Origin of the sequence: Leptospira kemamanensis (assembly GCF_004769665.1) — a bacterium.
GTDB classification, from domain to species: domain Bacteria; phylum Spirochaetota; class Leptospiria; order Leptospirales; family Leptospiraceae; genus Leptospira_A; species Leptospira_A kemamanensis.
Map to the genome: position 1 here is coordinate 35,724 of NZ_RQGG01000046.1, position 21,471 is coordinate 57,194.

Sequence of the window (21,471 nt, forward strand, 5' to 3'; positions counted from 1 at the left end):
TTACAACAAACCTTCGATGGGTTTTGCTTTTTTCGTGGTGAGTAAAAAAGGTCTGCCGAAGGAATTGGTGAGTTCACCATCAGGGTCTACTCCTGCCGCTTTGTAAATCGTAGCGACAAGATCTCGAACATGGACGGCTTCGTTTGGTTTTGTTGCCTTGGCACCAAGTTCATCGGTTTCTCCCCAAACAAATCCTTTTTCCATAGGTCCTCCACCAATGAGAGTGGACCAAACTTTGGGATGGTGGTCACGTCCATCACGCGAACCAACATCCGGTGTCCTTCCAAATTCACTCGTTAATACAAATAACGTTTGTTTGATGAGACCAGTTTGGTTTAAGTCTTCAAGAAGTGCAGCAATTCCCATATCCGTTTCTTTCATGATTTTTGTGATTTGCGCTTTGTTGCCTGTGTGAGTGTCCCAACCTCCAATGGAAATATGGATGAAAGGAACCTCTTGTTTGGCAAGACGTCTGGCAAGTAACATCGCTTTCCCTTGCCAAGTGGTACCGTAACGAGCTTTTGTTTTTTCATCTTCCAAACTGATGCGAAAACTATCGATGTCTTTGGAGTTCCGAAACTCTTCTGCTGCGGTTAACATTTTTTTCCAATGATTCGCTTCCTTGGTTGGGAAGGATTTGGAAAATTCTTCGTTCATAAAGGAAACCAAATCCTTTCTTCTTAGGATACGTTCTTCCGAAAACTTACCATGGGATGGATTTAAATGTTGGATGGGTTCATCTACATTGCCTACATGATACCCAGAATAATTGATTCCTAAAAATCCTGAGTTTCCATTTTTACCACCACGCCCACCAATGGACACATAACTTGGAAAATACGAAGATTTGACATTGGCTTTTTTGGCATAGGCGATCACAGATCCAAAATGAGGGATGTCAGGAAAACCCATCGCCTCTGTCATCCGGTATCCGGTACTCAGTAACGTATGTGCAAAACCATGGTCTCCTTCTTCACTCCAAGTAGAACGAATGATTCCAATCGAATGCAGTTGTTTGGCGGTAAGCGAAAATGGTTCCAAAACCGATAACCCGGAAATGCTGGAATTCACTTTGGAAAAGGCACTATTGGGTTTTGGATCGAGTGTGTCCACATGGCTCATCCCACCCATCATCTCAATGAAGATCACAGTTTTTACTTTGGAAGGGAGGGAAATGGATTCTTTTTCCTTTTCCTCATCGTCTGCTCGAAGGGAAACAAATGGATTTTGGGAGAAAACAAAAGATCCCATTCCAAGACTTAACATTGATTTTTTTAAAAATTCTTTACGATCCATTTTGATTCCTTAATTCACGTGTTGGAATTCCTGACTATTCAGGAGAGCCCAAAAGATATCTTGCAAAAGGTCCTTATCAAACACTGTGTCAGGTTTTGTTTGGTAGGATTTGATTTTTTCAAATTCCCCTTTAGAAGGAAAACGACCGAGCAGTCGAAAGTATAAATTTTGAATCACTTGGTTCATAGATTTTGACAAATCAAATTCTGCCTTAACCAAAGATTGGTTACTTCCAAAATCCCAAACCAATTTTCCAACAACTCGACCATTCATAAGAGTTAACATTTGTTCAATGGTTAATTCAGAGATATCATCCGATATATCCACACGTTGTCCAGATCCAAACACCGCAAGTAAAGTATGGTAAGGAGCTGGCCTTTCCACTTCGACGGCGCTAGTAAATTCTTTCGCATTGTCGAATGGGATCCGAACCTTTCCCGTCCCTGTCAAATCATATGGTTTTTGTCCCATGAGGTTTGTAAAAAAGGAAAGGTTTCGTTCCCGGATATTGCCAATCTTTTGTAAGTCAGACACCCGGATGAGAGAATTCAAAAGTTGGTCACTATCCAATCTTTGAGGAGGAAAAAATTGGATGGGATCTTCTTTTCCAGATTCTCTTGCCACCGAACGTTTGTAAGCATCGGATGTTACAATGTACAAAATCAAATCTTTCAGTTTCAGTTTGTTTGCTAAAAAATAAGAATCCAGATGGTTTAGAATCTCTTCTCCTTGGACAACTGTATCTTCGTTCCAATCATCCAGTGGAGTGAAAAAACTCCAACCCATAAGTTCCGTCCAAACGCGATTGATCATGACTTTGCGAAACCTGTCATTTGATTTGTCGGTGAGCCAAGAGGCAAAAACTTTCTTACGATCTTCACCTGGTTTCAGTTTGGCTTCTTTGCCATCCAAAAACTTGGGACGAACTAAATCTCCACCAGGCGCATCATCCGTATGAGGAAAACGAAGTCCGAGTTTTGGTTCATAATATAAGGTGGCAAATTCCAATTCGTGTTTCTTTTGGTAGTCTTTTCTTTGTTCGTCGGTCCACTTGTTCCAAAATTCACGGTTCCACTCATTATTTTTGTCTTGGAGATTTTTTTGTTCTTCCATTGGCAAATGAACTTCTAATTCTCTCGGAACATAACTGAGTGATTTACCATATCGGTTTGGTTCCCAACTCCCATCTCGAAAGTATTGTTGGCTAAAAAAAGCAGCGAGAGCATAATAATCTCTTCTGGTAAAATCAGAAATATAAGGATGGTCATGGCACCTAGCACACGCTACACGTTTTGCATAAAATAACCTTCCTACATATTCTGCAGTTTGTAATGGATCGGCTCCATCGCGAATGTAAAATAAAGTTTGTGGGGATTCCTTCACTGAGCCTGTAGAGGTTAACATCTCTGTTACCAATTGGTCATAAGGTTTGTTTTGGTGAAGGGAGTTTGCGAGGTATTGGAAAAAAGTTCCTGTGGGAATTTTTCTTCCTTTTGATTTGTCTCGTAACATCGCTCCGAATTTGTTTCCCCAATATTCGGCAAATTCCGGTTGTTTTAAAAAACTGACGGCAAAGGATTCCAAATTCTCATCATTCGAATTTTCTAATTCCTTCCATTCATTGACATTGGGAATTGTTCCTCGTAAATGCAAAGACAACCGGCGAAAGGAAGTTTTTCTATCCGCCTTAACGGAATTAGGTGATAACTTGAAATACAAACTATCTAATGGATGAACTGCATTCTGTTTTGAACGGGAGAATACATAACTGAGTGATCCAAACAAGATCAGAATTGAAAGTAGGAAATACAAACTTCTACGTATTGGAGAGGAAACCTTTCTCATATGGCAAAGATTCTATGTTGGATTTCGTGAATTGAAAATATTTTTCTTGCAAAAGTCAATTTTTTCCGGATAAACCTTGGTTGCGATGGCAGAAGAAAAAATCTATGAAATGCTTTGGGACTGCGAATTCTGTGGTTCTAAAAAATTACTCGGGAAAACACATAGGCACTGTCCTAATTGTGGAGCCACACAAGACCCCAACAGAAGGTATTTTCCAAAAGACGAAGACAAAGTGGCCGTCCAAGACCATATCTATTATGGTGCCGATAAAACCTGTCCCTTTTGCCAAACAGCCAATGGGGCAAAGGCAACTTTCTGTGGAAACTGTGGTGGATCACTTGATGGTGCCCAGTCAGTAAAACTTCGCTCCGAACACGATGGAGTCACGGAAGACTCTGTCCAAAAGGCAAAAGAAGACCTTGCCTTCCAAAATTCCGAATTTGTAAAACCGCATCCTAAAACTCCGAAATGGGTGCTTTGGATGCTTGGATCCATTCTATTTGGTGGGATTGGATTTGTTTGTTTGGGTGTCTTATGGACAGAAAAAGTAGAACTCCAAGTCACTCACCACGAATGGTCACGCACCATTGCGATTGATCAATTCAAACCTGTTTCCGAATCCGATTGGTGCGATTCCATGCCAATGGGAGCGTATAGTGTTTCCAGAAGCCGTCAAATCCGCAGTTACGATAGCATTCCTGATGGCCAAGATTGTCGCACCGTTCGTTCGGATCGTGGAGATGGAACTTTTTCAGAAAGCGAAAGTTGTACCACAAAATACAGAAAAGAACCTGTGTATGATGACCATTGCAGTTACCGCATTGATAAATGGGCCTTTGATCGGAATGCCGTTGCCAAAGGTTTTGGAACCACACAAGAACCATATTGGCCAACCCCACAAATCCGTGAGTGTGTTAGCACTGCCATTGGTTGTGAACGACTTGGCAAAAAGGAAGAAAAGTATTTGGTGCACTTCACTGAGTCCAGTGGGAAAACCAAAGGGGAAAAACATGATTGTGAATTTGATATGGCGAAATGGAAATCCGTTTTACCAAAAGCACTATACCAATCAGAAAAAAGTGTCATTTTCAATTATATCACTTGTGACAGCATACAAATGTTAGATGGAAATGGAGCAGAGGAATAAAATGGACCAAACTTGGTTAAAAACTACATTAGAACGGTTTAAGAATGAACAAGACCCCGTTCGAAAATTTTTAAAAGAAACAAAATTATTTGAAGAAGCCCTTGCCAATCAAGAGTTTGAGAAAACCGATTTACTCATTCGTAAGGAACTGGGTGGGATTCTAACCACATTCAAAGAAAGTTTTCGTAAACTCGAAGAAGGTTTTGTCCAGAAGGCCCAAATCCAAAATATCGGAAAAACAAATTCTGCCATAACCTTACTCGATCGGATCATCATGAAAGTGACGTCTGCTGGGTATGGTCTGAATGGGCTTGGCACTGGAGTAAAGGCAACTTCTGCTGAAATTGAAAAGGTTCTCAACCACGACTTTTCTATGTTGGAAAAAGTAGAAAGCTTACAAAAAGAAATTTTAGAAACCTTACCTACTGCCTTTGCTTCCAACCCAGAAGCGGCTATTGAATCGGTAAACAAACTGTTACTCGATTTCGAAACACAGTTCGAAGCAAGAAACTCAATTTTTTTAAAATCATAAACAAAGGAAAACAAAATGGCACTAATAGACAGAATTAAGTTTGAAGGAAACCCAAGTGAAATCGTTTGGAAATACCCATCCGATGAGATTAGTACTGCAGGACAATTGGTAGTGGATGAAAACCTAGAAGCGATTTTTTTCAAGGAAGGAAAGGCTTTAGATACATTCGGACCTGGAACCCACACTCTAAAAACAGGAAATATTCCGATTTTAGAAGCTCTTGTAAATCTTCCTTTTGGCGGGAAAACTCCGTTCACAGCAGAAGTATATTTTGTAAACAAATCCATTATGGCTTTGAAATGGGGAACCACAACCCCAATTCCACTCGAAGATCCAAAATATAAAATAGTTCTCAATATACGAGCGTTTGGTGATTACAAATTCAGGATCAAAGACTCTCGGTCGTTTTTACTGAATGTAGTCAAAGGCGGAAATCGTACTACAAATGAAGCCATTGATGAATTTTTAAAACCAAACATCGTACGTGGAATTGGCGATTTTATCTCAGAAGTCATTCTCAATAATAATACTTCTGTGGTAGAAATTAACAAATATAGGGATGAAAGCTCTACTGCTGGTCGAGTAAAATTAGCTCCTGAATTTGAAAAGTATGGAATTGATCTCACTGAATTTAACGTATCTTCGGTGAACTTTGACCAAAACGATCCGAACTACCAAAGAATTCAAAAAATCATCACAGACAAATTTGAAATCGATATGTTGGGAGATAAGTACCAACAGAAAAAGATGTTCGATATTGGACAAGCTGCGGCAGAAAACGAAGGCCAAGGTGGTGGTGCGATGGGAGCTGGTATGGGCATGGGAATGGGGATGAATATGGGTCAAATGATGGGCAATATGATGAACCAAGGCGGAGGACAAAACCAAGGTGGTGGCCAAGCTCCTGCTGCAAACGATCCTGCAGCAAGGATTGCCAAACTGAAAGGACTCCTCGACCAAGGCCTGATCAATGCCGAAGAATTTGAGGCAAAGAAAAAGGAGATCCTTTCTTCTTTATAAAACTAAAAAATTTTTACTATTAGAGTTTCCAATCCTATTGAACTGTTCGCAATCGTTCAGTTAGGTGGGATTGGAATCAAAAAAGTATTTCATCAATATGAATCACAATTAAGATGCTTTTGCTAAATCTTTGTAATTTTGGATTCCATTAAATTCTTTTTGTTTCTTTAACATTTCTTCTTCAAGATCGTAATCGTTCTGTAAACCAAGCCAAAACTGAGGAGTTGTCCCGAAAAATTTAGATAATCGAATCGCTGTATCAGCTGAAATAGATCTTTTGTGCAAAAGAATCTGACTAATTCTTGTCTGTGGAATTCCTGTTTCTTTGGAAAGTCGATAAGCTGTGATCTTTAAAGGAATTAGAAACTCTTCTGAAAGAATTTGACCAGGATGTATATTGGGTAAGCGTTTCATGTAATCTCCTTATTAATGATAATCAACTATTTCTAACAATGAGGCATTATGACCATTCCAGCTAAAACAAATTCGCCATTGATTATTGATTCTGATGCTATATAGACCATCTCTATCACCCTTCAATAATTCTAATCGATTCCCTGGTGGAACTTTTAGGTCTTCAATGTTTTGAGCATTGTTAATCATTCTAAGCTTTTTTCTACCTTGGAACTGAACCTCTTTTGGTAAATCTCTAGAAAACTCACCTTTCCATACTCTTTCAGTTCGTTTGTCAGCAAAACTGAGAATCATTGCCCAATACTAACGCAATAAGATACTGTTGTCAATCGTTATTATTGAATAAAACTGAAGAGTTTACGAAAACAATTGTTTGATCTCAGCCAAATTGGCTTCTGCTTCTCTCTCGCCTTTATCAATGATCTCTTGGTAACGAGCAAAATCAAATAATTGAAACTCTTCCAAATGAAAATGCACAAATAAATCCATCTTCGGGCGTTTGAGACGAGTGATCTCTCTACCTTCCAGGGTGATGGTGCGTGTCATGATTTGCAAAATCGGTGGGTATTTGAGAGTGTCCCAAATATAACGGAAAAAACCTTTTTCTGTGGTATTACGGTCTTCAAATAGTTTCACTGGCACAATTTCTTGTAAGGGGGAGACGTTGATTCCCATCACCACATCCGCACCTTTGGAACGAATGAGATTCTCAGGAACATTATTGATCATTCCCCCATCGACTAACAGCTTTTCGCCGAGCCTATAAGGAGGAAATGCACCTGGTAAACTCATCGCACTTGTGAGTGCTTCTGTGATGGGTCCTTGGTCAAAGATATGTTCCTTTCCTGTTTGTAAATCAACAGCAGAAGTTGCAAATGGAAGTGGAAGTTCTTCAATCCTTTGGTCTCCAAATCCTTTTTTTAACATCCGTTTCATCCGTTTGCCCTTAAAAAAAGCAACCACGGGAAGTGTAGGATCAAATGCACTTTCCAAACCACCAAAGAAGTTTTTTACCATCTCTTCAATTTCCTCGGGACTATTTTTTCTCGCATACAAAGCCGCGATCACAGCTCCCATAGAAGCACCCGATACAAAATCAAAATGGATTCCTTCCCGGTGTAATACTTTAAGAAGTCCCACATGAGCAAGAGCCCTTGCTCCACCACCACCTAACGAAAGACCTCTGGTCTTTGATACTAAATAACGGGCGAGAGTATCTTTTTGATAGAATGTTTTGAGACTTTGGTCTTGGGGAAGGTAACTTTTCCTTACCCCACTCTCCATCATTCGGATCGCACGACCTTCAAAATTTCGAATTCTGCTTTTCCAAAACTGTATGATTTCTTCTTTCTCTTTGTAAAACTTTTCGGGATCATCTTCCCAAAATACTAAAAAGTCTGATTGAACCACTAAGTAGTGTAAGTCGACTCTGGAAGTAGATTCATCAAAATAGATATGGAGTAATGGAGTTTTATTTCGAATATTAGTAAGATATTCAGAAATTTGTGTGGGGTCCATTCCTTTAAAAGTGGAAATGGGAATGGCCGAAGAAAGTTTTTTTGTCACTTCTCCATATTCATCTAAAAACGATTTTACCTTTTCACCGAAATGGTATTCTGGCTCCAAAGGAACATGAACGCATAACCTTCGTAAACCGGTAACTTTCTCTTTGTGATTGGCGCGGTCTAAATTTTCCCGCATTCTTGTTCCCATCATTTGGATGATGTTTTGGGCAAAGATTTTTTCTTGGGATGCCAATTGTAAAAACAACTTTCCATTTAACACATACACAAGTGAGTCAATGACGGCAATGGCAGAAGTGGAATGATTGGAACTTGAGATGAGTGAGTTTTCGGCAAGGACTTGCCCTGATCCCACATAAACATGGGACTGACCACCTACATTTTCTAAAAGGATTTCTCCATAACGTACAATGTAGATGGACTCAGAAGACTCACCCTTGTAATAAAGTGCCTCGTGACTACGGATGAGTTTCTCTTGGACATTGTTGGCAAGCCTTGTTAAAACAGATGGGGGAAGTTTTTTGAAAAGCTCCACAGACTTTAAAAATTTCTGTATTGCTTGACGTTCTAATTCTGTTCGTTTCATTCTTCCCTCACCTTATTAAATTCGTATACTTACCCACTCCTTTCTACGAAATTTTCCGACAAAAAGCACTGCCATCGATAAAATCCAAATAAAAAACGCGGACCAGATCCCAATGGTTCCCCATTTTAGTACTATCCCGAACAAATACGCCAGTGGTAACATGATGAGAAAAGAAACAACAAGATATACATACATCACATAATACATCATACCCGCACTACGAAGAGCCGATCCCACCACCATATGGTAGGCATCACCCACTTGGATGAGAGCCACAATGCAAAGAGCGGGGTATGCTTCCTTCATCACACTAGGAACATCAGTAAACAAACTGATAAGCCATGGCCCTCCAAGAATAAAAAAGAGACCCATACTTCCCATCACAATCGCAGAGAAAGTTGCAGAACGCATGGTTCCTTCGTAAGCTAATCGGATTTTGCCTTGGCCCATGGCTTGACCAAGAATCGTTGTGGCTGCAATTCCAAATGAAAATCCAGGCATAAATGACAAACTAAGACATGTTAGCACAACACTCGCTGATGCAAGAGTTGTAGTACTAATCATACCTGCGATTTTATAAAAACCAGAAAATGCAAAGTTAACGAGGGTTCCTTCCACTGCAGGAGCAAAACCTACCATACAGAGTTCTTTGATGATTTCCCAACTAGGGGAAAAAATTTCATAACGAAAGAACTTTATTACATCCTTTCGAAGGAAATAAAATAATACAACGAGGAGTGCTGGCACAGAACTCAAACTCGAAGCAATGGCTGCCCCTTTCACACCCATCGCAGGAAATCCCCAATTTCCAAAAATCAGTAACCAGTTGAAAAAGATATTCGTTGCAGCCGCTAACATCGACGAAATCATACCCACTTGGACAATCCCAATTCCGTCGAAGAATCCGCGTAAGGCGAACCCAACAAAAAACAAAACTGTTCCCACAAATCGATAGGATAAATAAACACCCGCTACTTCAATCACCTCTGGATCATCACCGATCCAAGCCATCAAATTAGGTGCGTAGATGTATCCGAAATAGGATAATAAGGAACCTAGTACGAAGGATAAATATATCGAATTGACGAGGGTGATACCTACCCCTCTTTCATTTTTTTCACCAAATCGTCGTGCTACGATGATTTGGACAGCCATAGAACCACCCATAAGGAATGCAAAGATGGAGAAATATACCATCCCTCCAAATCCCACTGCGGCAAGTGGCACTTCCCCTAACTTGCCAACCATAGCAGTATCCGCTACCATAATGGCAGTATAACTGATCATTCCAAAAAAAACTGGGATTGCTAAACCAAGAATTTTCTGATTCAGTCGAGTTGGCTTCAAGATGCGTCTAATTTTGTGAAGCATAGTTTTGTCATTTTTATATGTATATCGATCTACACAACCACCTTTATGGATGTTTACCCCCTGAAACTTTGTTTCGAATTGGAAAAAAAAATCCGAATCCAAGATGGCATCTCTATTTAGATTCCTATGAGAAAGCTTACGGAATCAAAATCCGTCCTTCTACTTTCTTTGAAGATTATTCTGATCTCAAAGAGTTTTCAAAGTTATATCATTTCAAAGAAAAAGCTCCCTTTTTGCATTTCCAATCCAAGTTCAACCTCATCATCGCCTTAGTAAAGTTTGATGAACTAGAAATTACAGAAGTATCCCATGATGTTGTGTTTGCCAATAGTTTAGAAGACATAACCTATGCAGAATACCGATTGATGTTTGGAAAAGAAGAACCAAAAGAAAGTTTTTATTCCAAACTCATGGCATCTTTGGAAGGACTCAAAAAAGGAGAAGAGTCCGCCAAAAAAGCAGGAAAACGGATCCAAGGAAAATTGGTCATGTCCCTACACCGTGACCTAAATTTTGAACGCCATTATGATTGGATGAAAAACTGGATGGAAAAAGAATCCATGGTCCGCGAAGGCCTTGTGGGAATCGATTTTTGTCATATCGAAGAAGGGTTTCCTCCGAAAGACAAAAAATCATTTTTTGAGTCCGTTGGGAAAGATAACAAAGCAGAACCTAACACTGCATTGTCGATTCTTTACCATGTGGGAGAAAGTTTTCGTGATAAAACTCCTTTTTCTGCCGTTCGTTGGGTTTTGGAATCGGCCGAGAATGGCGCCCATCGCCTTGGACATGCACTTGCACTTGGTGTTGATTCCGATTATTTTTTGGGCGAAGAAAGAACGGAACTAGTTTCAGAAGCAAAGGACCAAATTGAACACGAATTGATGTATTACGATGAAATCACCACCTATGGTCCGTTTTATGCCATAGAAGAGTTGGAAACAAAACGAAAAGACCTCAAAACAAAACTAGATTCGGAAACCCTAACCATTCCTTTTAATGAAACACAGTCCCAATACTTACATACCTTTCAAAACTATGCAATGGCCAAAATAGCCAAAACCAATGTTGTCATTGAATGTTGTCCTTCTTCCAATTTGTACATAGGAATGTTGGAATCCTATATCGATCATCCCATCACCCGTTTTCTACAAAACGATTTGAAGCTTACCATTGGATCGGATGATCCGGGTCTTTTTGGCACCACGATGGCAGAAGAATACCAACATGCTCACACAGCAGGTGTTTCTGACAAAGACTTAGAATCCATACGTTCTGTCTCATTGGACTACCGATCGACCAAACTTTCGGGACGTGAATTGGATTGACCCTGGTGTGGATTCGGTAAACTGGAATGTATGCGGGTATTTTCCCAAATTTTTGTGATGATGATCATCTTTTCTTTGGCGATGGGACCACTTGTGGGCCAAACCAAAGAAGGGTTTTATGACACAAATAATTATGATCTGAGAAATATTCCAAGTTCCGATCCTGAATCCAATGTTTTGCAGGATGTGACTCAACCTCCTAGGTTTGAAACCCCTGTCCTTGCGACTCCTAAAAATGTAAAAACTCAATACAGTGGCATCGACTCCATTCCGGGTGCTGGCGCTCTCACAAATTCTCGATCCGCTTCGCCTTCCACAACCTCTGGGCAAAATGCAAACAATCCTTATAGTTTGACCAATTCACAAAATTCTTTGATTAACCCTCTCACTGGGGAAGTGAACGAACAAGCCTTACAAAACCAACTCCAAAAGAGCAGAACCAAACAAGAACTCAAAAAAAAACAAAAAGAAGAATTTGATGAAGATGCGGTTTATGAAGAAACCATGTTTCGCAGAGGTTATATCATTTTCTTTTTAACATTACCGTTTGCATTGATCGCATCTTCAGGTGGTGTCGCTTTATTGCCTGTTGCCTTACAAAAATCAGCCGTTGCGAGTGGGATTCTGATCACAGGTTCTCTAGGCCTCTCTGGCGCCAATGTGTATGTAGATAGACAAAGACTCGAAGAATATCGCGAAAAGAAAAAGCAGTTAGCAGACGTTAAACCTTGAAACTCAAACGGATTTTCGTTTATTTACTTCACATTTTAGCTTCCACAGAAATCAAACGAATAGAAATCCGCAAATTTTATATGGAACACTTGCGACCAATCGGTCGAACGTTGTATATCCTGTTTGGCTTTTTATCGGTAGCGATTCTCATTTTAGATTTTGGATTTTATTATCCGGATGATTGGAAACCTTATGTTACGATTTCTATCCGAACATTAGTTGGTTTTTTTATCGCATATGAAACCTTACATTTGGTATTTACCAATAAAAAATGGAAAGAATATCTTAGATTACATTTAATCGAACTCATCATCCTAGGTATGTTAGGATTAGAAATTATCTATGAAAAAAATATCATAGAAGTTTTAAAGTCGTATCATATCTCTGGGGAAGACACCACACTCATCTTTTTATCCGCGAACCAAATCTTGTTTTTGTTTTCGAATTTGGCACATTTTTTTCGTTTATCGAAAAAACGAGATTCCAAAAAACTCAATCCATCCTTTGTATTTGTTGGTTCCTTTGCCTTTATCATATCCCTTGGTGTTTGTTTTTTACATTTTCCGAAATCTAGTTTTGGATCCGTCAATACCATTGATATAGTTTTTACAACCATCAGTGCCACCTGTGTGACAGGATTGTCTACTATTGACATTAGCAGTCAGTTCACTTTAACAGGGCAACTTGTGATTTTACTTCTCATCCAAGTCGGTGGACTCGGTCTTATGACCTTAACCAGTTTTTTTTCTATTTTCCTCACGGGAAAAGGATCCGTCAGTGATACATTGATGATCAAAGACTTACTTTCTGAAGAGACGATGGGTCGTGCCAAAGAAATTTTAAAACAGATCACCTTACAAACATTAACAATTGAACTAGTTGGTGCCATCATCCTCTTTTATTCTTTTCCTTCGGACTTTCCCATTCCCTTTCCAGAACAAGTTTATTATTCGATCTTCCATTCCATTTCCGCTTTTTGTAATGCGGGTTTTAGTTTGATGCCAAATGGTTTGGCAACAGAAGCCTTTCGTGACTCGGAAGGATTTTTATCTACCATCATGTGTTTGATTGTACTGGGAAGTTTAGGATTTCCAGTGATCTATCAAATCAGAACCAAATTGTTCCATCCATTCGATCATCGTTTTCGTTGGTCTTTGACATCAAAACTAGTGTTTCGTATGTCCGCTTTATTACTCGTCTTTGGATGGATTTCTAGTTTGGTGTTGGAATGGAATACGAGTTTAAAAGATTTTTCTTTGGTTGGAAAGGTATTTCATTCTTTATTTTATTCAGTCACTACTCGATCTGGTGGACTTCATACTTTTGATTTGGGTCTTATGGGTCACCCCATGACATTTGTTACATTTTTTTTAATGTGGGTCGGAGGATCACCTGTCTCCACAGGTGGAGGGATCAAAACAACAACCTTTGCCATCTCACTATTGAATATTGTTAACCAAATCCGTGGGAAAGAAAGAATGGAGATTGACCACCGCACCATTGCCGATTCAACTATTTCCAGAGCAAGTGCCACTATTGTTTTATCTTTATTTGTAATCTTTATATCCATTTTTTGTTTATTGATTACAGAAAACGCAAACTTCATTGATCTATGTTTTGAAGTTGTTTCTGCTTATAGCACCACTGGTTTATCAAGAGGACTCACTCCTCACCTCAGTGATTTTGGAAAAATTTTAATTTGTGTCGTTATGTTTGTGGGAAGAGTAGGAATTTTGACATTACTCATTGCCCTTTCTAAAAAAGTGAATCCGAGTGCTTATGAATACCCGAAAGAATATGTGGTAGTAGGTTAAATCTTATGCAAAGAAAAAAAATAGCAGTGATTGGGATTGGAAGTTTTGGTAAACTGTTTGTTCGTTATCTTTTTGAGGATGGGCACGAAGTAATTGCCATTGACAAAGACATAACAGTGATTGATTCCATCAAAGATTACGTCACTGTTGCAGTGGCATTGGATGCAACCGACGAACACGCATTACGTTCACAAGGCATCGGTGATGTTGACTATGCTGTCATTGCACTCGCCGATGATTTTGAAACATCTATCATTTGTGCTGACAGCCTAAAAAAATCGGGTGTCAAAAATATCTTTGCAAGATACCAAACTGAACTCCAAAAAAAAGTATTAGAGTTACTCGGCATCCAGGACTTATTCAATCCGGAAGAAAAAGCCGCTAAAAGTATGGCCGAAACTTTATCATTTGTTGGTATGCGTTCTAGTTTTTTATTATCGGATGAATATAGTGTCGTGGAAGTTTCTGTTCCCAAACGTTATATCAATTTAACGATAGCAGAAGCAGACCTTCGTCACAAGTACAACATCAATATCATTACCATCAAAAGGCCGTCGGTAAACAAAGATGCGAAAAGAGCCTCCGATATTAAATCCGAAAAAATTTTAGGAATCCCACAAGGCAACACAGTGTTACGAGAAGATGATATCGTTGTTTTATTTGGATCCCAAGTGGATTTATCTAAATTCTTGGAAACATAGACTGACTGATAGACTAGTTGATGGATCATTAACAAAATCAATAACCAAACCAACCAAAAAAGTAAGACCATGGGCCCAGAAAGAATCATATGTTTAACCGAAGAACCAACGGAGATGATTTATCTCCTAGGCGAAGAAAAACGGATCGTAGGCATCTCTGTTTATACAGAAAGGCCGACGAGAGCCAAAGAAGAAAAAACAAAAGTCTCAGCCTTTATCAGTGGCAATCTCAAAAAAATTCTATCCTTGGATCCAGACCTAGTCATTGGGTTTTCGGACATCCAAGGCCAACTTGCCAAAGACCTCATAGAACGAGGATTAAACGTTCTTATCTTCAACCAACGATCCATTTCGGAAATCATATCCAATATGCAAATCATCGGAAACCTGGTGGGACAATCGGAAAAAGCCAAATCCATCACGGATGGCTGGCAGAAACAAATCCAAACCTGGGAAAAGGAAAACGAATCCATTCCCAATAAACCCAAAGTGTTTTTCCAGGAATGGGATGAACCCCTCATCACAGGGATCCAATGGGTAAGCGAAGCCATCGAACTTGCAGGTGGGATTGATTCGTTTTCCCATCTCAAAGATCGGAAAATGGCCAAGGAACGCATCATCCAAGCAAATGATGTCAAAGAGGCAAACCCCGACATCTACGTTGGTTCTTGGTGTGGAAAGGCAATGGATTGGGACTGGGTGCGAAATAAACCCGAATGGCAATCCACTGGTTTTATCCAAAACAATCGCATTTATGAGATGGACCCAAGCATTATATTACAACCAGGTCCTGCTTTGTTTTTGGAGGGGATTCCGAAACTCCGAGAACTCTTTTTTTCGCCTTGAATTACCTTCTTTGTCATCCAGCTGTCATCTAAATGTAACAGAGATATTCTAGATTTGAAACATATCAATGAGATATGGAGACATTCATGAACGTTTCATGTAACCTGACAAAGAAAAACATTACTTTGTCTGTTGTGATCGCACTCATCACAATTTTTACAATTGTTGGAAAAATCGAAGCGCAAGCGAATCCAACAGCACCTAGCACAGATACTACGCAAATAACAGAAGCACCGACGGAAACTCCTGCTCCTGCAGCAGAAGCTCCACAGGAAGCCGCAACGCAAGAATCGGAAATCGGACTCGTTAAATTATTTGTGACTGGTGGATGGTCAATGTGGCCACTCCTTCTTTCTTCCATCGTTGGATTCGGAGTCATCCTCGAGAGACTTTACTTTTTCTTCACAGCAAAACTGGTAAGAAAAGGTTACAACCAAGACTTACAAGATGCGATTGATGCTTCTGGTATGAATGGTGTAGATGAATTCTTAAAAGCAAACGAAGGACAACGAATCACTGATGTATTAAAAAATGGTATGGAAGTTTCTCAAAACGATCCAGAAATTTTTGCTGCTGGTATCGAAAGAGAAGCAGGGGAAGTGATGACACTACTCGAAAAAGGTCTGACAGTTCTTTCTGCAGTATCAACCATTGCACCACTTGTTGGATTCCTTGGAACCGTATCTGGTATGATCAACGCTTTTGATGCGATTGCAAACGCTGACCAAGTGAACGCAAAAGTAGTTGCTGGCGGTATCAAAGAAGCCCTAATTACAACTGCTGCTGGTCTTATCGTTGCGATTCCTGCGATGACATTTTACCAATACTTACAAGGTCGAGTTGCTTTCTTTACTTCTGAAGTAGAAGAAGCGGCAAACAAAATCTACAAAGAATACTTAAAACTCAAAGCCGGAAAAAAAGCGTAACGCTCGGTAAGTAAACTAACCATGATTAAGTTAAAGAAAAAACAAGAATTAGAGGAAATTTCGGCAGCATCCATGTCGGACATTGCCTTTCTACTCTTGGTATTTTTTATGGTAACAGCTGTATTCTTTGTAAAGGAAGGACTCAATATCTCCCTTCCTCGCAAACAGTCCGAACCTCAGCCATTTTTACGAAAGAATGTATATGAAATCTTGGTCACACAAGACAGATACAAGATGCGTAATCCGGCATTTGGAACCAAAGAATATGTGAGTTTAAAAGAGTTTCGTGATGACCTAAACCAAATGGAAATCCCTGACCTCAAAAACAAACTCGCACTCATTGTTACAACCGGTGATACCAAATATGCAAAGATGTTGGATGCTTTATCAGCAGTACAACTTCGCGGATTTGAAAAAATCTCAGTGAGAAAGAAGAAATAATATGTTACGAAGAAAGAGAGTCGCACCTTCAGTTCCCGTAAGTTCGATGGCAGACATTGCCTTCTTACTTCTCGTGTTCTTTATGGTAACCTCCGTACTAGATTCCGATCCTGACCTTCCGATTAATTTACCAGATGTACCTGGTGGAGAGCAGTTAAACAAAAAGATCGCCAATCTCTATCTAACGGCAGATGAAAAAAGAACTGTTTATTTCAATTCAGTGAAGATGGAATTAAACGAAGCGATGAGTGAAATCAGAGCCAAAATTTCCACAACACCTGATCTCAAAGTTTTGATCCATGCAGATCAAGATTTGACATATGAAGAATTAGACAATGTTTTTGAAACTCTCCGAGAGATTGGTGCCTTAAAGGTTTCTCTTGTTACCAAGACCACCCAAGGTGGCGGATTAAAAGGTAAGTAACGTGAGCGAAACAGTTGTTACACAAAAAAGATCCAAACGTGAAAGAATCCATAGATTCATTGATCGTTATCGTATCGAAACGGGTCTTGCCATTTCCGCCGTTATACAGGCGTTAATCATTCTTTTTTGGTTCACACCTCATTTGGAAACAGATAGTTTGGATGATCTTGTGGAAGAAGTTGCCTTCATTGACAACGTCCAAATCCAAGAACCAACCACAGATTCCAAACCAACTGATGGTGACTTTGATCTAACCGACAAAGAAAAAGAAGAAAAAAAAGAAGACCCACGTATCGCTGGAGCCTCTGATCCAATTGTCTCAGGAGCTACCTCTCCTGTTGACCTTTCGCCCAATGTTCGACCTGAATACACCTCCGATGCAAAAGCTCTTGGTGTGACGGGAACCATGACATTGGAAGTGGTGATCTCCAATACAGGAGAAGTACTACGTGTTAGGTCCGTTGGTAAGCAGTTAGGTGGTGGACTCGAAGAAGAAGCCATTAAAGTTTACCGAAGAAAACGTTTTTCTCCTTCCATCTTAGAAGGAAAACCAATTACTGTTAAAGTATTGGTTCCGATTCGGTTTACACTGAACTAAAAGGAAAGCCACTGCTAACATTGAGTAGTGGCTTTTTTTACGCCTACATTCGTCCCAATCCAATTCTCTAATGCTTGTTTGGGGGCGAATCCACCACTGAAGCAGTGGTGGACCGGGCTCTCCGCTTCAATCTGCAAGGAATGCAGGATTTCCGCTACGATCCCTTTCGCAAAGAAGTCTGATGGCCAAAGAATTAAAAAATATTAAATAGTATAATTTTTCAATACCAAGGAAATGCCAAAGTTACTGTGCTGGTTCCGGTAATTCCAAAACTTTATCTACTTCTTCCATAGGTTTTTCTGGAATTTCAATTTTTTCGATTCGGATTTCATGTACAAAGTCTGGATCTTCAAATTTGTCTAAAATGGTAATCCTTCTTGGGTATTGTTTCTCATTCCAAGGTTCATAAAATCCGTACTTCAAAACCCCTTTGTAAAAACTAAATAATTCACGATAGGTAAACTCCATCCATTCCAAGGCACCACTTGTTTTTTCAAAATAACCAACATATTGATCGGTATCTGGATTGGCATTTAACTGCACTGAGGTGAAGTAAACAACCTCGTAGTTTTGATCCAATTTTTTAGAAGGTCCTGCATATTGGATGATGGGAAATTCTTTTAATCGCCAAGGAAGTGTTAAGTACAAACGAAGTGATTCCAAATAAATTCGGACTTCATCATCACCCATAAACACCTTACCCGTGTCAGCGGCGATGTAATAGGTTTCCTTTTTGTCCAATCCATAGATGAGGCCCTTTTTTTCCCCACCTAAAAATTCAACCTGCATGGAATTGGTTTCAAAATCCAAATACACACGCATCCTTTGTTCGGATTCTTTGATGGGTGTAAAAAATCTAACAAACTTGGAATGCCAAACATCTTTCACAACAAATTGAACTTGTTTGTAGTCCTTCCAGTCACCCGGTGTTAACTCTTTGATGGTGGGATTTGTAACAAACGTTAATCCTTTTTTCTTGAGCTCTGGATCCAAACGATTGGATGACAAACTCGGCGGACGTAAGTCAGCAATGGAACAGGAAAAAAGAAATAAAAATACAGGAATGATGAAAGATAAAAAACGAACCATGACTTCCAAACTGAAACCAAATCCAAGGACTGTCAATAGGGAAAGAAGAAGAAGTGGAGTGGAGTGGAGTGGAGTTAAGCCAAACAAATTGAGTTGAAATAGAGATTAGAAGAGATGAGGAAAAAGAAAGAAGAGAAAAGGCCGGAGATCCGACCTTCTCTTGATAAAAGATAATTATGCTTTTGCAGCACCTGTTTTTTTGATTGATTCCGCTACTTCATTGATTTTCGCTTTTACGGATTCAATTTTTCCTTCAGGCATTTTTGCTTTGATTTCTTCAGCAATTTTGTTGTAGTTTTCTACGATTTTAGAACGAGTTTCGTCGTAGTTTTTTCCAGCAACACTAGAGAATTCTTTAATGTCTGTTAGGATTTTGTCCACAGATTGGCGGATTTTTACTGATTCCTCAGTATTGTCCAAAGCACCTTTAGAAACTAACTCATTGTAAGTAGATTCCAATTGTGTTTTTGCTTTTTCTAAACCTTCTTTTCCAGATTGAAAGAGACCGATTCCAGCGTTAAGAATGTCCATGATTTGTTTTTCCATAATTTAGCTCCTGGTTTTCACCTATTTGTGCAATGCACAATACAGTTATGTGCGTTGCACAAAATTATACAAGTACTTTTTCTAGGGTGGATTGGTTTTTTTAATTTTTTTTTGGATCTACGACAGGGAAAACAATCCCTGGTTCAATCGGTTTCGATTTCTAAAGCGCTGATCGGCTCTTTTTGTTGTGCCATAATCGATTCCAAAAACTTCACGTAGGCTTCGCGTCCAGGGTATTCCACTTGGTTCACACCAGTTCTCACAGCGGCTTCCGCCACAGCAGGTGCCACATGATATAACACGCGTTCGTCTAACGGTTTTGGAATGATATAATCTTCTCCAAATCGAATTTCCAATTGGTTGTAAGCTTGGCAAACTTCCACAGGAACAGGGATTTTTGTGAGTTCACTGAGTGCATATGCTGCAGCTAGTTTCATTTCCATGTTTACCACTTTCGCACGGACATCGAGTGCCCCACGGAAGATAAAGGGAAATCCAAGGACATTATTCACTTGGTTTGGATAATCACTGCGGCCTGTTGCCATGATGAGGTCTGGTCTTGCTCGTTTGGCATCTGGATAAGGAATCTCCGGATCTGGATTGGCAAGAGCAAACATGATGGGTTTTTCCGCCATAGATTTCACCATTGCTTCGGTCACAACGTTTGCTACAGAAACCCCAATGAATAGATCGGTTCCAGGAAAAATATCTTCTAATGTCTCAGCTTCCGTGTTACGAACAAAAGGAAGTTTGGATTCATGTAAATTAGTGCGTTTGTGATTGATGACACCACGAGAATCCAACATATAAATGGACTCGTGTTTCACTCCAATATGAGTCAACATTTCTGCGATGGAGATGGCCGCAGCCCCTGCTCCATTGATGACAACTTTTAAGTTTTCTGCTTTTTTCCCAGTGAGAACCAGTGAATTGAGTAGTGCAGCTGTCGAGATGATTGCTGTTCCATGTTGGTCATCATGGAATACAGGAATTTTCATACTCTCATCTAAAGTTTTTTCTATGTGAAAACATTCCGGAGCACGGATGTCTTCCAAATTGATTCCACCAAACGTTGGTTCGAGGGCTTTTACAATCGTAATGAATTTTTCAGGATCGGTTTCGTTGATTTCGATATCAAATACATCGATGCCTGCAAATTTTTTAAATAAAACTGCTTTTCCTTCCATCACTGGTTTCCCAGCGGAAGCTCCAATGTTGCCAAGACCTAAAATGGCAGTTCCGTTGGTGATGATCCCCACTAAATTTCCACGATTTGTATATTCGTAAACGAGATCAGGTTGTTTTTCAATTTCAAGGCAAGGGTATGCGACGCCAGGTGAGTATGCTAGTGACAAGTCATAACTGTTCTCCGTTGGTTTAGTCGGAACTACTTTGGTTTTTCCTTTCGGAAACCTAGAGTGATACTCAAGCGCGTGATTTTTCATGGTCTATTTTCCCATGATTTCTGATTCAATGGAAAATCCTAGAATAAATTGATGCAATGGCCTTCCAAAAAAGGTTGTCAGTGGTTCTATGTCCCTTTAGATAAAGTCCTCACGAAGGCATGAGGAGGTCATTTTGGAACTGGTTGGCGAATTTTTTGGAACGGCTGTTTTGATTTTACTCGGGGATGGAGTTGTCGCTGGTGTTTTATTAGAAAAGTCCAAAGCCAAAGATGGTGGTTGGATTACCATCACTACTGCTTGGGCCCTCGCGGTTTGTTTTGGAGTCCTTGTAGCAAAAACACTCGGAAGCCCTGGTGCCCACTTAAATCCAGCGGTCACACTTTCTGTTTGCATCCAATCAGGCGATTTTTCGATCTTTTTACCTTATAGCTTAGCGCAAGTTTCAGGTGCTGCCCTCGGTGCTTTTTTAGTGTATCTGCATTACCTCCCCCACTGGAAAGAAACAAAAGACCCAGGGAAAATCTTGGCCGTCTTCTCCACGGAACCTGCCATCAAACATACCCTTTCCAATGTGATCAGCGAAGGGTTTGGAACCTTCCTCCTCATCCTCGGGATCCATGCGATTTTTTCTCCCGCAAACGGCGGAGCGAATGGAATTGCGGGCACGGGCTTTGTTGCACTCCTTGTTTGGGCCATCGGACTTTCGATGGGAGGAACCACTGGGTATGCCATCAATCCTGCTCGTGACTTAGGACCAAGGATCATTCATTCCATCGTTCCGATACCGAATAAAGGAAATTCTGGTTGGAAGTATGCCTGGCTTCCCGTAGTGGTTCCGTTAGTGGGTGCGGGAATTGCAGCGGTGGTGATTCGGTGGGGGATGTAA

At 40.0% G+C, this 21,471-nt stretch carries 22 protein-coding genes; 13 read left to right on the plus strand and 9 right to left on the minus strand.

From position 1 onward, the window contains the following. Positions 1-1,296: a DUF1501 domain-containing protein gene (locus EHQ59_RS15965; RefSeq protein ID WP_135620755.1), complete on the minus strand. Its 1,296-nt coding sequence runs from the start codon at positions 1,294-1,296 to the stop codon at positions 1-3. Positions 1,297-1,305: 9 nt separating this feature from the next. Beyond that, positions 1,306-3,141, minus strand: coding sequence for a DUF1553 domain-containing protein (locus EHQ59_RS15970; protein WP_135620757.1), 1,836 nt, complete (start codon positions 3,139-3,141; stop codon positions 1,306-1,308). A gap of 76 nt (positions 3,142-3,217) precedes the next feature. On the opposite strand from EHQ59_RS15970, the gene EHQ59_RS15975 reads away from it, so the two are divergent. From EHQ59_RS15975 to EHQ59_RS15985, 3 genes are read left to right on the plus strand one after another with little or no spacing between them, the layout of a single operon-like run. After that, positions 3,218-4,288, plus strand: a complete 1,071-nt coding sequence (locus EHQ59_RS15975; protein ID WP_135620759.1) for a zinc ribbon domain-containing protein — start codon at positions 3,218-3,220, stop codon at positions 4,286-4,288. A gap of 1 nt (position 4,289) precedes the next feature. Continuing rightward, a complete protein-coding gene (locus EHQ59_RS15980; protein WP_135620761.1) occupies positions 4,290-4,820 on the plus strand; it encodes an LIMLP_15305 family protein in 531 nt (176 codons plus the stop codon). A 15-nt stretch (positions 4,821-4,835) separates the two neighbouring features. After that, a complete protein-coding gene (locus tag EHQ59_RS15985) occupies positions 4,836-5,840 on the plus strand; it encodes an SPFH domain-containing protein (protein WP_135620763.1) in 1,005 nt (334 codons plus the stop codon). Positions 5,841-5,948: 108 nt separating this feature from the next. On the opposite strand, the gene EHQ59_RS15990 is transcribed toward EHQ59_RS15985, so the two are convergent. From EHQ59_RS15990 to EHQ59_RS16005, 4 genes are all read right to left on the minus strand, one after another. Further along, positions 5,949-6,254, minus strand: a complete 306-nt coding sequence (locus EHQ59_RS15990) for a HigA family addiction module antitoxin (protein ID WP_135620765.1) — start codon at positions 6,252-6,254, stop codon at positions 5,949-5,951. A 12-nt stretch (positions 6,255-6,266) separates the two neighbouring features. Beyond that, entirely contained in the window at positions 6,267-6,548 is a 282-nt protein-coding gene (locus EHQ59_RS15995) for a type II toxin-antitoxin system RelE/ParE family toxin (RefSeq protein WP_135620766.1), read from the minus strand. 63 nt (positions 6,549-6,611) lie between these two features. Then, positions 6,612-8,363 (minus strand): patatin-like phospholipase family protein, encoded by a 1,752-nt coding sequence (locus EHQ59_RS16000; RefSeq protein ID WP_135620768.1) that lies wholly within the window; start codon positions 8,361-8,363, stop codon positions 6,612-6,614. A 15-nt stretch (positions 8,364-8,378) separates the two neighbouring features. Then, positions 8,379-9,710: an MATE family efflux transporter gene (locus EHQ59_RS16005; RefSeq protein ID WP_244245581.1), complete on the minus strand. Its 1,332-nt coding sequence runs from the start codon at positions 9,708-9,710 to the stop codon at positions 8,379-8,381. Between the two features lie 41 nt (positions 9,711-9,751). Between EHQ59_RS16005 and EHQ59_RS16010 the strand changes: the two genes are divergently transcribed. The 9 genes from EHQ59_RS16010 to EHQ59_RS16050 all read left to right on the plus strand — a co-directional run bounded on the left by EHQ59_RS16010 (position 9,752) and on the right by EHQ59_RS16050 (position 17,544). Continuing rightward, entirely contained in the window at positions 9,752-11,062 is a 1,311-nt protein-coding gene (locus EHQ59_RS16010) for an amidohydrolase family protein (protein ID WP_135620772.1), read from the plus strand. 30 nt (positions 11,063-11,092) lie between these two features. Continuing rightward, a complete protein-coding gene (locus EHQ59_RS16015; protein ID WP_135620774.1) occupies positions 11,093-11,794 on the plus strand; it encodes a hypothetical protein in 702 nt (233 codons plus the stop codon). Continuing rightward, the gene (locus EHQ59_RS16020; RefSeq protein WP_135620776.1) at positions 11,791-13,608 is read left to right on the plus strand and encodes a TrkH family potassium uptake protein; all 1,818 of its coding nucleotides are present in this window, start codon (positions 11,791-11,793) and stop codon (positions 13,606-13,608) included. Before EHQ59_RS16015 ends, EHQ59_RS16020 begins: the two co-directional genes overlap by 4 nt. Before the next feature lie 5 nt (positions 13,609-13,613). Continuing rightward, a complete protein-coding gene (locus tag EHQ59_RS16025; RefSeq protein WP_135620778.1) occupies positions 13,614-14,309 on the plus strand; it encodes a potassium channel family protein in 696 nt (231 codons plus the stop codon). A 69-nt stretch (positions 14,310-14,378) separates the two neighbouring features. Then, positions 14,379-15,155, plus strand: a complete 777-nt coding sequence (locus EHQ59_RS16030) for a cobalamin-binding protein (RefSeq protein ID WP_135620780.1) — start codon at positions 14,379-14,381, stop codon at positions 15,153-15,155. Positions 15,156-15,241: 86 nt separating this feature from the next. Further along, positions 15,242-16,081 (plus strand): MotA/TolQ/ExbB proton channel family protein, encoded by an 840-nt coding sequence (locus tag EHQ59_RS16035; RefSeq protein WP_135620782.1) that lies wholly within the window; start codon positions 15,242-15,244, stop codon positions 16,079-16,081. Positions 16,082-16,102: 21 nt separating this feature from the next. Beyond that, positions 16,103-16,522, plus strand: a complete 420-nt coding sequence (locus EHQ59_RS16040; protein ID WP_015676438.1) for an ExbD/TolR family protein — start codon at positions 16,103-16,105, stop codon at positions 16,520-16,522. A 1-nt stretch (position 16,523) separates the two neighbouring features. Beyond that, positions 16,524-16,946, plus strand: a complete 423-nt coding sequence (locus tag EHQ59_RS16045; RefSeq protein ID WP_015677138.1) for an ExbD/TolR family protein — start codon at positions 16,524-16,526, stop codon at positions 16,944-16,946. A 1-nt stretch (position 16,947) separates the two neighbouring features. After that, positions 16,948-17,544, plus strand: a complete 597-nt coding sequence (locus tag EHQ59_RS16050) for an energy transducer TonB (protein WP_135620783.1) — start codon at positions 16,948-16,950, stop codon at positions 17,542-17,544. Between the two features lie 243 nt (positions 17,545-17,787). Here EHQ59_RS16050 and EHQ59_RS16055 read toward each other — a convergent pair whose 3' ends face one another. The 3 genes from EHQ59_RS16055 to EHQ59_RS16065 all read right to left on the minus strand — a co-directional run bounded on the left by EHQ59_RS16055 (position 17,788) and on the right by EHQ59_RS16065 (position 20,624). Beyond that, positions 17,788-18,633 (minus strand): LBF_0142 family lipoprotein, encoded by an 846-nt coding sequence (locus EHQ59_RS16055; RefSeq protein ID WP_135620785.1) that lies wholly within the window; start codon positions 18,631-18,633, stop codon positions 17,788-17,790. Between the two features lie 174 nt (positions 18,634-18,807). Further along, positions 18,808-19,179, minus strand: coding sequence for a phasin-related domain-containing protein (locus EHQ59_RS16060; RefSeq protein ID WP_015677288.1), 372 nt, complete (start codon positions 19,177-19,179; stop codon positions 18,808-18,810). Positions 19,180-19,322: 143 nt separating this feature from the next. Then, positions 19,323-20,624: a malic enzyme-like NAD(P)-binding protein gene (locus EHQ59_RS16065; protein WP_135620787.1), complete on the minus strand. Its 1,302-nt coding sequence runs from the start codon at positions 20,622-20,624 to the stop codon at positions 19,323-19,325. 133 nt (positions 20,625-20,757) lie between these two features. Between EHQ59_RS16065 and EHQ59_RS16070 the strand changes: the two genes are divergently transcribed. Beyond that, complete coding sequence (locus EHQ59_RS16070; RefSeq protein WP_135620789.1) at positions 20,758-21,471, plus strand: MIP/aquaporin family protein; 714 nt, start codon at positions 20,758-20,760, stop codon at positions 21,469-21,471.